The organism is Vibrio profundi, from assembly GCF_005281835.1.
GTDB lineage: Bacteria > Pseudomonadota > Gammaproteobacteria > Enterobacterales > Vibrionaceae > Vibrio > Vibrio profundi.
On the sequence record NZ_RZIS01000004.1, the window covers coordinates 376,842 to 390,582 of the forward strand.

Annotated in this window: 12 protein-coding genes; 6 read left to right on the forward strand and 6 right to left on the reverse strand. The window is 44.6% G+C overall.

Annotated features, from left to right (window positions below; genetic code table 11):
- The first annotated feature begins 28 nt into the window (after nucleotides 1-28).
- The 3 genes from ELZ11_RS13025 to ELZ11_RS13035 are packed head-to-tail and all read left to right on the forward strand — an operon-like array spanning nucleotide 29 to nucleotide 3,195.
- Complete coding sequence (locus ELZ11_RS13025; RefSeq protein ID WP_137357845.1) at nucleotides 29-1,639, forward strand: methyl-accepting chemotaxis protein; 1,611 nt, start codon at nucleotides 29-31, stop codon at nucleotides 1,637-1,639.
- 25 nt (nucleotides 1,640-1,664) lie between these two features.
- Nucleotides 1,665-2,780: a porin gene (locus ELZ11_RS13030; protein ID WP_137357846.1), complete on the forward strand. Its 1,116-nt coding sequence runs from the start codon at nucleotides 1,665-1,667 to the stop codon at nucleotides 2,778-2,780.
- Nucleotides 2,781-2,790: 10 nt separating this feature from the next.
- On the forward strand, nucleotides 2,791-3,195 hold the full coding sequence (locus ELZ11_RS13035; protein WP_137357847.1) for a hypothetical protein: 405 nt from the start codon (nucleotides 2,791-2,793) through the stop codon (nucleotides 3,193-3,195).
- A 65-nt stretch (nucleotides 3,196-3,260) separates the two neighbouring features.
- On the opposite strand, the gene ELZ11_RS13040 is transcribed toward ELZ11_RS13035, so the two are convergent.
- The 6 genes from ELZ11_RS13040 to ELZ11_RS13065 all read right to left on the reverse strand — a co-directional run bounded on the left by ELZ11_RS13040 (nucleotide 3,261) and on the right by ELZ11_RS13065 (nucleotide 9,409).
- Nucleotides 3,261-4,223: an alpha-L-glutamate ligase-like protein gene (locus ELZ11_RS13040; protein WP_137357848.1), complete on the reverse strand. Its 963-nt coding sequence runs from the start codon at nucleotides 4,221-4,223 to the stop codon at nucleotides 3,261-3,263.
- A gap of 3 nt (nucleotides 4,224-4,226) precedes the next feature.
- Nucleotides 4,227-5,732 (reverse strand): inactive transglutaminase family protein, encoded by a 1,506-nt coding sequence (locus tag ELZ11_RS13045; protein WP_137357849.1) that lies wholly within the window; start codon nucleotides 5,730-5,732, stop codon nucleotides 4,227-4,229.
- 16 nt (nucleotides 5,733-5,748) lie between these two features.
- Nucleotides 5,749-6,489 carry an ATP-dependent zinc protease family protein gene (locus tag ELZ11_RS13050; protein WP_137357850.1) on the reverse strand — a complete coding sequence of 247 codons (741 nt, stop codon included), beginning with the start codon at nucleotides 6,487-6,489 and terminating at the stop codon, nucleotides 5,749-5,751.
- 126 nt (nucleotides 6,490-6,615) lie between these two features.
- Nucleotides 6,616-7,587, reverse strand: coding sequence for a tRNA 5-methoxyuridine(34)/uridine 5-oxyacetic acid(34) synthase CmoB (gene cmoB / locus ELZ11_RS13055; protein ID WP_137357851.1), 972 nt, complete (start codon nucleotides 7,585-7,587; stop codon nucleotides 6,616-6,618).
- A gap of 74 nt (nucleotides 7,588-7,661) precedes the next feature.
- Nucleotides 7,662-8,390 carry a carboxy-S-adenosyl-L-methionine synthase CmoA gene (cmoA, locus tag ELZ11_RS13060; RefSeq protein ID WP_137357852.1) on the reverse strand — a complete coding sequence of 243 codons (729 nt, stop codon included), beginning with the start codon at nucleotides 8,388-8,390 and terminating at the stop codon, nucleotides 7,662-7,664.
- Between the two features lie 152 nt (nucleotides 8,391-8,542).
- A complete protein-coding gene (locus tag ELZ11_RS13065; protein WP_137357853.1) occupies nucleotides 8,543-9,409 on the reverse strand; it encodes a DUF72 domain-containing protein in 867 nt (288 codons plus the stop codon).
- A 289-nt stretch (nucleotides 9,410-9,698) separates the two neighbouring features.
- Here ELZ11_RS13065 and aspS point away from each other — a divergent pair, with 289 nt between their 5' ends.
- The 3 genes from aspS to ELZ11_RS13080 all read left to right on the forward strand — a co-directional run bounded on the left by aspS (nucleotide 9,699) and on the right by ELZ11_RS13080 (nucleotide 13,721).
- Nucleotides 9,699-11,474 (forward strand): aspartate--tRNA ligase, encoded by a 1,776-nt coding sequence (aspS, locus tag ELZ11_RS13070; protein WP_137357854.1) that lies wholly within the window; start codon nucleotides 9,699-9,701, stop codon nucleotides 11,472-11,474.
- Between the two features lie 136 nt (nucleotides 11,475-11,610).
- A complete protein-coding gene (gene ruvC, locus ELZ11_RS13075) occupies nucleotides 11,611-12,132 on the forward strand; it encodes a crossover junction endodeoxyribonuclease RuvC (RefSeq protein ID WP_137357855.1) in 522 nt (173 codons plus the stop codon).
- 128 nt (nucleotides 12,133-12,260) lie between these two features.
- Nucleotides 12,261-13,721 (forward strand): methyl-accepting chemotaxis protein, encoded by a 1,461-nt coding sequence (locus ELZ11_RS13080; protein ID WP_137357856.1) that lies wholly within the window; start codon nucleotides 12,261-12,263, stop codon nucleotides 13,719-13,721.
- Nucleotides 13,722-13,741: the final 20 nt, after the last annotated feature.

Consider the following 13,741-nt stretch of genomic DNA (forward strand, 5'->3'; position numbering starts at 1 on the left):
CGTGTATTAACAGAATGGTGTTTTAATAATGAAAACTCGTTTGGCAATATTTAGTGTGTTGGTGTTCGGCTTATTTGCCGGCACATTCATGCTTTATGGGAAAATGGAGCAACGCGCTAAGGAAGATTTTCATCAAGTACAAGTTAACTTGTTCCCGGCATCGGAATTAGCGGTAAAGGTGAACGGGCTTTTCTCTCAGTATGATCAGCAGATGAATAACGCTGTCATGTTATCTGAAGAGGAAAACGTAGAAATCGCTTCTGGTCTATTCCGTGAAATTCAAACCGCGCTTGCTGAACTTGAAACGAAAGTGAGCGATGAACAACTGAGCACCGTGACTCAGCTGACCGCGGCTTTAAACACTTACAACCAAACCACTCAAGCAATTGTATACGACTTTATCGAAGGTGAAGTTGATATGAATGTTCTTGGCAGTCGAGCGTCAAATAACGCCAAAACGTTCGAGCAGCTATCTAAGAAAGTTGAACAGTTAAAGGTCACTCAGGCCGACAATTTACGTCAACTTATCGCACAGTCAGAGCAATTCTCCGATAGGCAGTATTTCAGATTTGTTTGGTTCAACATTATTGGGCTATCAGTACTGATGCTATGCGCAGTATACGCGTTAATTAACGCTTCACGTATGACAAAAAATATCGTGGCGGTGACTGAATCTTTACGTAGCTTTGCTTCAGGTGAAGGTGATCTTTCAACTCGTATCGAATTTGATGGTAAAGGCGACTTAGCGAGCTTAGTTGAGCAATTCAATATGTTTGTCGCAAGGCTTGAAACCACCATGATTTCGACATCTAAAAACGTTTCAAACCTGGTTGGCATTGCAGAAAGGCTAACTTCATTTAGCGACGAAAACCGCCAAGTGATCATGAGCCAACAGCAAATCCTGTCTGACACTACCGGTGATATCTCTGAGCTGATTTTGGGTGTGAACACCATTTCAGCGAGCGCAACAGATGCATCAAAAGAAGCGTCGCTAGCGAACCAAAGTGCCACTTCAAGCCAAGAAAACATCGAGAACACTATTGCGTCAATCACAGCATTAGCCAACGAGGTTGAACACTCCGCGTTGGTGGTAGAAGAGTTGGTGTCGTTCTCGAATAAGGTTGGCGGCGCTGTAAACACCATAGGTGAAATCGCCGAGCAAACTAACTTACTTGCACTAAACGCAGCAATAGAAGCCGCAAGAGCGGGAGAGCAAGGCCGCGGGTTTGCTGTCGTTGCCGATGAAGTTCGCCAGTTAGCGTCGAGAACTCAAGAGTCCACCTCCGATATTCGCAGCATGCTAAGCGAACTTAACAAGATTTCTGAGAGTGCTTCTAAGGCGATGAATGCGGGTGTTGAAAAGGCGCATGTTGGGGTAAGTGAATCGACTCAGGTGGTGAGCGTTTTAGAGTCTATTACTTCCAAGGTTGAAGTAATGACAGATTTAAACGGCCAGATCGCAACCGCTGCTGAGCAGCAGCACATCAGTTCGAAAAGTATTGACGGAAACCTGATGCTCATTGAGCAGACGGCTACGCAAGCAACAGAAAGTGTACAAAACCTAGTCCAACTTTCTGAAGAAATAGAGCGTGTAACCAATGAGCTACATGGTTTAACTCGCCAATTTAACGTTGATTAATAACAAACATAAAAATGGATTTTGTATGAAGTATTCAAAACTTGCTATAGGGGTATTGGCATCACTGGCGGTTAACTCAGTGATTGCTCAGGAAGTGACAGTAAATGGCTTTGCCAGTGTAGGGGTAAGCCAAGCAAATAATGAATCCGGCTATGCGGGGGCTACTGATACTGCTGAATTTGAATCAGAGTCTAAGCTAGGCATTCAAGGCACGTTTCGTCCAAACGATAACGTTGAAGCTATGGTTCAACTTGTTGCAAGCGCGCAAGATACCGATGGCGATATGAATCGCGAAGATTGGGAGCCTGAAGTGACTTGGGCATATCTTGGCTATGAGTTTGACAACGGTGCGAAAGTTCGTGGTGGTAAGCTTCGTCTGCCTCTGTTTATGCTTTCAGACTACCTAGATGTTACTTATGCAATGCCTTGGGTTCGTGGGCCTGAAGAAGTTTACGGAAAGGTAATCATCAACTCATTCACTGGTGCTGATGCGTCTTACGATATCGAGTTAGATGAGTCGAATATCACCCTGCAAGGCTTCTATGGTAATAAAAAAGATATTGTTGTGAATGGTACCGACGTTGATAAGCTACTTGGCGGTTCAATTTCATGGACAGACGATATTCTTACTTTAAGAGCGGGCTATACTCAGGCTTCGATCGAAATGCCTGAACAAACTTTACCTCCGGCTTTTGGAGGCGGAACTATCCCAGCGACTAGCGACAAGGCTCAATTCGCAAGCTTAGGGCTACGTTATGAAAATCATAACTATCAACTATTAACTGAAATCACTAAAACTGATATTGACGGCGTATTTTCTGACAACATGGCAGGTTATGTGAGCTTGGGTTATCAGTTTGGTGATATAACACCTTACGTAATGTATGCCAAAGCAAAAACGACAGATAACGATGAACACTCTCCACAAGGGGCTTCTTACATCCAAGCTTCGGCGCCAATGGATAGAGATGCATACAGCGTTGGTATGCGTTGGGATATTCAACCGGGCTTAGCGCTTAAAGGCGACGTAACGTATGCGGAAAATAACCTGTCTGACGCAGATCGCGCAGCCACTCCGCTTGAGCTTAACGGCGAAGAAGATACTTTTGTTTATACCATTAAAGTCGACGCGACATTCTAAGGAGAGAATTATGAAAGGATTCGTTACTGCTGCATTCGGAATGTTGTTGTCATTAAATGCAGTTGCTGCCCCAGTGGTTATAGGTTCACCTTCATTGCCTGATGGTTTATCGGCATCTGACGTGAAGAAAATTTACTTAGGTAAGAAAAGTAAGTTCAATGGTGGTGATTTTTCATTGCTAGAGCTTCCGGCTTCCGATCCGCTTAAGGCTGACTTTCACAATGCCGCGACAAAAAAATCGCTTTCTCAATTAGAAGCGTATTGGTCGAAGAAGCTGTTCACAGGGAAGGGGACACCGCCACCGGAGGCCAGCCAAAGCGATGTAAAAGCACAAGTCGCCTCTGGAGCGAATGTCATTGGTTATGTTGATGAAAGCATGGTGGATGGAAGCGTTAAAGTGCTACTCAAGCTGTAAAATGATTATCGATAGATAATAAAAAAGCCCTGTACATACAGGGCTTTTTTCGTTACTCAATTAAGCTAGGCATCAACACCAAATTGCTTTGCAGCGTAAGCGACGCGTTCAGCAGGTTTTGGATATTCTGCTGGCATTCCCAAGCTTTCGATGTGGTGCAGTCTTGGTAACAATCCACAGCCGTTGGCGATCTGGATTGCAAGACCAGGACGAGCGTTAAGTTCTAACACCATAGGGCCTTCTTCTTGGTCAAGTACCATATCGGTACCCATGTAGCCAAGACCTGTCATTTCCCAAGCGCTTGAAGCAAGCGTTAGCAATTTTTCCCAATGAGGGACTTGAAGCAAAGCAAGCTCTTTATCGGTATCTGGGTGGTGAGTGATAGGTTGATCGAACTGTACCGCACGTACCGCTTTACCGGTAGCGATATCAATGCCTACTCCAACCGCACCTTGGTGTAAGTTTGCTTTACCATCTGAGGCTGAAGTCGATAAACGCATCATTGCCATCACGGGGTAGCCTTTGAATACGATAATACGTACATCAGGTACGCCTTCGTAACTAAAGCCATCAAAACAGCTATCGAACTTAATCAGGTTTTCTACTACTGCTACGTCGTTTTTACCACCTAACGAGAATAGGCCTGCAAGCGCGTTACTGATATGACGTTCTACATCTTCTTCATTGATTGTAGAGCCTGATGGTTTGGTATATACGCCATCTTTGTGTGAAACAACCACTAAGATGCCTTTACCACCACTGCCTTGAGCGGGCTTTATCACGAACCCAGGCCAGTTTTTTACCATCTTATGGATGCTTTTCACTTCAGCTTGGTGTCCAATCACACCGATAAGCTTAGGTACAGTAGCACCTGCTTGTTCAGCTATGATTTTAGTTTTTAGCTTGTCATCCACCAATGGGTACTTTGAACGATCATTATATCGACCAATGTAGCTGTGGTTACGCTTATTCATGCCCATGATGCCTTTATCACGTAGCTTGAACGGCGAGGTTAGCTTATCAAACATAACTTAATCCTCCGCTAATGGCTTAAAGCGACGAAGCTCAGTTAAGCGGTAACCTGTGTAATTACCTAGCAATAGGATAGTCGCTAGAATCACCAGTTGTAGACCGATAAAGTTAAACGTTAGGTGCTGAATGAACGGGTTAGTCATGCCTAAGTAAACAAGGATTGCCGTGAATAGAGAGCCACCACCTTGAAGCATTACTTCTTTAGCGCCTTCTTCTTCCCATAGAATAGACATACGTTCAATTGTCCAAGACAGGATGATCATTGGGAAGAAGGTAATGGATAGACCTTCAGTCAGACCGATCTTGAATGCTACAACCGTAAATACCGAGATAATCATAATTACTGTGATGATTACCGCGGATATCCGGGCGACGAGCAGTAAGTTGAGCTTGGAGAGGTAGCTACGGATGATTAGGCCTGTACCCACAATAAGTAGGAAACCTACGATACCAGTGACTAGCTGAGTCTGTACAAACGCTACAGCGATAAGAACAGGCATGAACGTACCGGAAGTCTTAAGACCAATGATGACACGTAGGAATACTACGATCAGCGCGCCAATTGGGATCAGCATGATGGTCTTAAACATAGCTTGCTCTTCTAACGGCAAACTATGGATAGACAAGTTAAGCAGTTGGTCAGCAGATACCTTACTATTGGTCGCTTCTGTTGGAGAAACTTCCTGCGCAATCATAGAGAAATGCACTTTACTGTTTTGACCACCGATCACATCAAGCAATGAAACGTTTGATTCGTCCCAAATCAGAAGGTTGGCTTGAGATTGCTGTTGGCTAGACTCTGGAGAGAAAAGTACCCATTGCTCAGAGTCCCAAACTTGAATCATGTTTTGAATGCTTTGACGACGACGACCATCTTCTAGCTCAATAACACCAACCAGTTTGTTTTGAATGTCGGCAAAAGAAAGAAGCTTATGTGCCGCGGTTACTTTGCTCATATTGTTAAGAAGCAAAGCCGCGTTTTGGCTGTCAGGATCGTTGAGCGTTTTGATTAGCTCACGTGTAAAAGTGAGGTTATCTGCTGAACGCTTGGTCGCTCGGTCAATGAGTGCGATAGCTGCGGCTTCTTCTGGGCCGTTGAATGTTGGTTTTTCAACGTCACCTTCAGGGGCTTTGGCTTCTACTTTAGCTTGGTCATCTACAAGAAATTGGGTTTTGTAGTAAATGGTTTGAGGACCGTCAGCATAACGAATAGACCACTCAGCACGGCGACCAGCATCAGTATTCACGTAAGAAATACCGTAACCTGGAGAAGAGGCTGACTCACCGATCAAAGTGTAATTGGTTTGAGTGTGTGGCGCGGCAAGCGAAACTTTCGCTTCTTTGCCTGTTGCATTGAATTCAACTCGGGCTTCAATATCCCATACTTGGCGAGTTTCACCCGGAGTCCAAGGCACACCGTAAGTGGTATGCCGAAAAATACTCAGCGTAATACCCGCTACGATTAATAGCGCAATAGAAATGTAAAAAGGAATTCGTGACGTCATAGCTTACCCTACTATTTTATTTATCTTCCGTTTGAACGTATTTCTTACTAACGTCCACTAGTGCGATATCTTTGATGAATTCTCGCCCTAGTAATACAGGGTGACTCATTTGAGAGCGATCTGCCAACGTAAATTGCGCTTTTTCATGGATTTTTCCGACCTTAACCCACAATTCTATCACTGCGCGTCTCTCAGTCTCGTCGCTGGTAGACTGGCGAATTTTCACGTAACGAACCACAGGTGCTTCAATCCATTTTTGATCTGCAGTGTCTTTTGAGTGATCCGCTAAATGGAATTTGACCCAGTTGCTGCCGTTTCTTTCGAACTCTTCGATATCAATTGCATTCAAAGAAGACGTAGTTGCACCTGTATCAACACGTGCGTCGAAGCTTTGATTGATGGAATCAATACTTACTTTTTCTACAGCGCCAAGGATAGTTGCACGCTCTTGTGGGATAGGTGCGGGTAGGGTAACCGCTTTCGCCACTGGCTCATCTTCGTTTTGGATTTCTTGCTTTTCAAATTCACTTAAATGAACATCCATTTGTTCACTTAGCGCAATCACTTCGGTTTCCAAGCTTTCAATATAATCGCTCTGATTACTAAGCTGAAGCTCTAGGTTTTTCACGTGATTGGCAATGTTTGTTTCTGAATCTTGAATGGCTTTAAGAGTTTGCTGGTGGTATTGAGCACCATTGTTGAGAGTACATCCGGAAAGTAGACCAATAACGATTATTGGAGCAAAGCGTTTGTACATAAAAAACCTTATTTGTGATGGATTACTACTGACTATCCAAGAGTTTAGCGTACAAAAAAGGATGCGTGAAGCATCCTTATGTAAACGTCTTGTCATACTGGAATATGATCGTTAAATTCATGTCAATTATGGTTTATTTGCCACCAAAACTGCACGTCGTGGAGCAGGATGACCTTCAACGGTTTTGCTTGGGTCATTTGGGTCTAAGTAGTCCGGTAAAGAGTTGTGTGTCATCCACTCAGTCGTTCTTTGCTCACCAATAGTCGTTACATTTTCATCGACAATTCGAACTTTCTCAAAGCCAACCTGTTCCAACCAACGTTTTAAAGCTCGGGCAGAAGGGAAGAAGTATACATTTCGCATTTGCGCATAACGGTCAACTGGGACCAGCACTGCATTTTCATCACCTTCTATCACCAAAGTTTCGAGCACGAGCTCACCACCCGAGACGAGTTGATCTTTAAGCTGAATGAGGTGATCCAGTGGTGAACGGCGGTGGTACAAGACACCCATGCTAAATACCGTGTCATAAGCTTCTAACTTTGGAAGTTGTTCGATACCTAATGGTAGAAGGTGCGCACGTTGATCATCGCCCATTAGTTTACGAATCGCTTCAAATTGAATTAGGAATAAGTGAGAAGGATCTATCCCTACACACAAGCGCGCGCCTTCGCCCAACATGCGCCACATGTGGTAGCCATTGCCACAGCCCACATCTAATACTGAACGGTTTTTCAGCGGGGTGATGTGCGGAAGCACACGGTCCCATTTCCAATCACTGCGCCATTCTGTATCAATATGAATACCGTGGACGGTATAAGGGCCTTTACGCCATGGGTGGAAAGTTTTAAGTAGGTTCTCTAACTTCTTCAGTTCACCGCTATGGAATGGAGTGTCGTTAGTCAGTGTGACTGAATTTTTAAGATCAACCTGATCTGGAGAACCTTGTGGGATCTTGTTTAACGCACGCAACCAGCGGTCGAAATCACCATGCTCTGCATTTTGCCAATCAGTCAGCTGCTGAGGAAGAATATTGAGCCAAGGCTGCAAGCGAGTATCTTGGGCAATTAATTGATAAAAATTAGCAAAATTGAACATGGAATATCTTAACTGTTAAGTGAAAAATTATTATAGAGCTTAGAGCTTAGAGCTTAGAGCTTAGAGCTTAGAGCTTATTTTACGGCGAACATGGAGCCAAAATTAAAGCACTGGAACCAAACTTCGCTACTAGAAAAGCCGATTTTGTTAAAGCGCTCTTTGTGCATTTGAATGGAGTCTGGTCGCATGACGTTTTCGATAGCGCTACGTTTCTGACTAACCTCTAATTCGCTGTAACCATTGGCTCGTTTAAAGTCGTGGTGCAAATCGATCAGCAGTTCATTTGCGTTTTCGTCATCGAACACGTATTTCTCTGACAAAATCAAAATACCGCCTGGGCGTAAGCCTGCATGGATTTTTTCTAGTAAAGCGTAGCGGTCGTCAGGAGAGAGGAACTGCAGCGTGAAATTGAGTACGACTACCGAAGCGTCTTTGATCTCAATTTCTCGGATATCCGCTTCAATGACTTCTACCGGAGTGTCAGAACGATAGGCGTTCACGTGTAACTTACATCGTTCTACCATCGCGGCGGAATTGTCTACAGCGAAGATGGTGCAACCTTCTTGTTGAATATGACGACGCATAGAAAGCGTTGCCGCGCCTAGTGAGCAGCCCAAATCATAAATATTAGAGTGCGGTTTTACGAAACGCTCAGCGAGCATCCCAATCGCGGAAATGATGTTGCTATAACCAGGAACTGAGCGCTGAATCATGTCTGGAAAAACTTCCGCAACGCGTTCATCAAAGGTGAAATCACCGATCTTATCGATTGGAGCGGAAAAGATAGTGTCTTTGTTGCCCATAATGTTCTCTCATGGCTGTAAGCAATTGGGTTGGTCAACACCAGACCCATAAAAGGGGGCGTATTTTACGTAATTATCGGGTCCATGTCACTAAATCATCTAAGCCAACGTAACCGATCTTTCAGAAGCCACGACTCACGGGTACTTGCGTGTTAGAACATAGAGATTTGGCTGTCACCATGGCCTGCGGGGAAATCCGCTAAAGCAGGAAGCGTAATTCTGTTGGCTAACTCTTTATAAAGGCGCGAAGCCAGCTGAGGTGCTTCAACATTATCTGGTGTGTGAATCATCACATATGGCTGTTTACCTTGTTCAATCCACAAAGGCAATTTAGCTAGCCAAGGTTCGAAAAAGGTTAAGTTCGCGTCTTGGTCCGGATGCCCGATAAAGCGAATCATAGGATTATTAGCTGTTGCAATTGCATGAACTGGGACTCTTGGTTTTTTCTGATGTGCGTCAATCACAGCTTCGGTTGTGGGCGGAGCAGAAAACACAGGCCGACTGTCCATAATGATTCGGTTGATATCGTTTTCAATCAACCAATGATTGAAACGCTTTTCGGCATCACTTTTGTCAAAGAAACCTAAATGTCGTACTTCTACTCCAAGCTTCATCTCTTTGGGAAATAATGCACAAAACTTTTTAAGGGTATCCAGTGATTGTGGCTCAAATTGGTGTGGAAGCTGGATTGTCCATTGGCCAATACGTGAATGCAGTGGCGACATTATATTAAGGAAATCATTGAGTTCAGCTTGGCAATGACGTAATTGCTGCTGGTGAGTAATGAACTTTGGCAACTTGAAGGTGAAGTGGAAGTTGTCATGAGTCGCGCTACGCCAATTTTGAACAGTATTAATGGACGGCGTAGCGTAGAAGGTAGTATTCCCTTCCACACAATGAAAAACCGATGCATATTTTTCAAGGCGCTCGGCAGGTTTGGTTCCCTTACCGTAAAATTGAGATTGCCACTCAGAATGTGACCACATAGTTAAGCCAAGGCGTAAAGGTAAACTGTGCATGAATCCCCTAAAGTTCATTCCAACTATCAAACGAAAAAGTACTGTACGAGACTTTTGCCGATTAAGGTACTTTCGAGATATAATTATCGCAATTTTTTCGGTTTTGCTGAATATTTGCACGTTTGATGCGCTAAAAAGCAGCAAAGCCAGATAAAACACAATAAATTCGAGTGCGGAAGGTCGATTTTAAGCGAGTTTCCGCGTATAAATATTCCTTTGCTCTGTAGGTTAGAATTTATCACCTACAGCTTGGAAATTAGTAAATTATTAAGAGATTGGGAAATTCATTATGCGTACCCATTACTGTGGTAACCTGAACAAGTCCCTGGCGGGACAAACTGTAGAATTGTGCGGCTGGGTTAACCGTCGCCGTGATTTAGGCGGTCTTATCTTTATTGATATGCGTGATCGTGAAGGCATTGTTCAGGTAGTTGTTGACCCAGATATGAAAGATATCTTTGAAGTCGCTAGCCAACTGCGTAATGAATTCTGCATTAAGTTTACTGGTGAAGTCCGTGTTCGTCCTGATAGCCAAGTAAATAAAGACATGGCAACGGGTGAAGTTGAGCTACTTGCAACTGGCCTTGAAATCATCAACCGCTCTGACGCGCTACCGTTAGATTTCAACCAGACGAACTCTGAAGAGCAGCGTCTAAAGTACCGTTACATCGATCTTCGTCGTCCAGAAATGAGCGATCGCATCAAGCTTCGTGCACGTGCTTCTAGCTTCGTTCGTCGTTTCCTAGATGAGAACCTGTTCCTAGACATCGAAACACCAGTACTAACTAAAGCGACACCAGAAGGCGCTCGTGATTACCTAGTACCAAGCCGTGTTCACAAAGGTAGCTTCTACGCACTTCCTCAATCTCCTCAGCTGTTCAAGCAACTGCTGATGATGTCTGGTTTTGACCGTTACTACCAAATCGTTAAATGTTTCCGCGATGAAGATTTACGTGCTGACCGTCAGCCTGAATTTACTCAAATCGATATCGAAACATCGTTCATGTCTTCTCAAGAAGTACGCGACATCACTGAGAAGCTAGTTCACGATATGTGGAAAGAGCTTCTAGATGTTGAACTGGGTCAGTTCCCAGTAATGCCTTTCTCTGAAGCGATTCGTCGTTTCGGTTCTGATAAGCCAGATCTTCGTAACCCACTAGAGCTTGTAGACGTTGCTGACCTAGTTAAAGACGTTGAGTTCAAAGTATTCTCTGGTCCAGCTAACGACGAAAAAGGTCGTGTAGCGGTTATCCGTGTACCAGGCGGCGCTAAGCTGACTCGTAAGCAAATCGATACTTACGGTGAGTACGTAGGTATTTACGGTGCGAAAGGTCTTGCATGGATGAAGGTTAACGACCGTGCAGCAGGCATGGAAGGTATCCAATCTCCAGTGGCTAAATTCCTAAGCGAAGACGTAATCAACGGTATTCTTGACCGTACACAAGCTGAATCTGGTGACATCATTTTGTTCGGCGCAGACAAAGCGGGCATCGTTGCTGAAGCAATGGGCGCACTTCGTCTTAAACTAGGTACAGACCTAGAACTAACAGATACCTCTGCATGGGCTCCACTGTGGGTTGTTGACTTCCCAATGTTTGAAGAAGACGGCGAAGGTAACCTACACGCAATGCATCACCCATTCACATCGCCACTAGGTGTGACTGCGGAAGAGCTAAAAGCGAACCCTGCAGCAGCAAACTCTGATGCTTACGACATGGTTATCAACGGCTACGAAGTGGGTGGTGGTTCTGTACGTATCCACAACGCAGACATGCAAACAGCGGTATTCGGTATCCTAGGTATCGAAGAGAAAGAGCAACAAGAGAAGTTCGGCTTCCTACTAGATGCTCTTCAATACGGTACTCCACCACACGCCGGTTTGGCATTCGGTCTTGATCGTCTAGCAATGCTACTTTGTGGTACTGAGAACATCCGTGACGTTATCGCATTCCCGAAAACAACAGCTGCAGCATGTCTACTGACAGACGCTCCAAGCCTAGCGAACCCAGCTTCACTAGAAGAGCTTGCAATTGCTGTTAAAGCGGCGAAGAAAGACGAAGAGTAATTAACGACCATCGTTAGTTATTTGAAATAGATAAAGCGCTAATTGATGATTTCAATTGGCGCTTTGTTATTTCTACGGTTAAATAAAATAAAGGTCGCGCAGTTTGTACTGAGCAAGTCATAACAAAGAGTTTTTCATGTCCATCATTTTAGGAATCGATCCCGGTTCTCGCATTACAGGCTACGGAGTGATTCGTCAGCAAGGTCGCCACTTACATTATTTAGGGAGTGGTTGTATTCGTACATCCGAAAAGGAACTGCCTGGGCGGCTCAAACAAATTTACGCCGGTGTGAGTGAAATTATTACTCAGTTCCAACCTGATGTGTTTGCGATTGAGCAAGTGTTCATGGCCAAGAATGCGGATTCGGCACTTAAGCTAGGTCAGGCTCGCGGTAGCGCAATTGTGGCCGCTGTAAACGCTGATCTTCCAGTTCATGAGTACGCAGCAAGGTTAATTAAGCAGGCAGTAACGGGCAATGGCGGTGCGGATAAGACTATGGTTCAAAATATGGTAATGAGCATGCTGAAGTTACCAGCGAAACCACAAGCTGATGCGGCCGATGCGTTAGGTGTCGCAATTACTCATGCTAATACCAATAAGACATTAGTAGCGCTTGCTGGCAAAGCAACCAGTGCTAAGAAAGGGCGCTATCGTTAGATCTTACCGATAAATTGATAAATGAAATGAGATCCTATAAGCAGATATAGAACAAGGTTATTGCGCGAGATTTAACAAATAAATAACATTGGTCGGAGGTCTTACAAGTTAATCAAGGATGATCTCAGATGAACCCAATTGCGTTGTGGCGCTCAATGTTTCTCCCTAAATCGAATCAGTGGGGAAGCAATGAAACTAGGCAAGCCGACATACTTTTACTTTTCACTTTTATTGCGCTTTGTGTCGGTCTTTATAGCCTAATCAAATGGACAAAGAATGGTGAAGAAACGTTAATCGCGACCTCCATTTTCCTGATCATCTTTGAACTTCTTTCTGCTCTGCTTCTTAGAATGACTCGCTCACCGTTACTCGCACTCAATTTTGGTTTCGTCGGAATGGCCGTCCATGCGCTTAATATCATTTATCAGAGTGGCGGCGTTGTTAGTTCTACTCAAGCTTATTGGGTACCACTCCTCATTGTTGCTTTCTTTTTGTCAGGGACTCGCGTCATTGCACTTACGTGGAGCAGTGTTGTGATTGCGGCGTCGATTGGCATGACTTACGCCCACCTTGATGGTTTTCAATTTCCTCAGCTTGTTTTATCTGCTTCGGCTGTGAAAGTCGAAACATGGTCTGGCGTTGTGATGCCGCTGGTGGTGATCTGTATTGCGCAGGCATTCACTGCCAAGCAAAAAGAAGTTGCGATACAAGTGGCGGAAAAAGCGACGTTGGCAAGTCGTGAAGTGGCTGACAAAGCGATGCACGGTGAAAAACAGTTGTCGGCAGTACTGGATCAAGCAAACTCCAATTCACAAAGCTTACAGGGGGTATCGGTCCACTTAGATAAGCAGTCCCATGATTTGCACTCTCAGGTTGAAGCGTTGAACATGAACTGTGAGTCACAGGCCAGCGCAGCTGAGCAAATGAGCCAGCAACTCCACCAAATGACGGAAGGTGTCGCAGAATCGAACTCTTTTGTTACCGAACTGAAAAATCGTAGCGAAGCCGTTGGTGAGCAGGCCAAAAAGAGCTCAGAATCGCTACTCGCTTCTACAAGGGCAATTGGCAAAATCATCGAAAGTAATCAAGAGATCGTTAAAGTGGCGGACTTGATTACGTCTGTTGCCGAACAAACTAACTTGCTGGCTTTGAATGCAGCGATTGAGGCCGCACGTGCGGGAGAGCAAGGCAGAGGTTTTGCGGTTGTTGCCGATCAGGTGAGAGAACTATCGGCGAAGAGTAGCCATTCAGCCATCGAGATTCGCAGTTTGTTAGATCGTAGCGAACAGGAAGTTGAACAGGGGCGTAAAATCATCGAAACCAGTGGCGTTGAGATGAACAACATAATTGAAGAAGTTCAGACAATATCTTCTGATGTGAATCACCTAACCGACATCATGGCGCTTCAAATGGGTTCCCTTAAAGAATTGGATCTAGCAAGTAGCGATGTCGCGCGTAGTGTCGTGGAGACCAAATCTGTATCAGGTCTCGTTGCCAACTATGGTTCAGAGCTAAGTGGTCAAGTGGAATCGGTCAAAGAACTGGTCGAGAGCTTGAATCACGTCGTTTCGCAAGCCAAGCAATCCTAACTTATTCCTTCCACAATCAA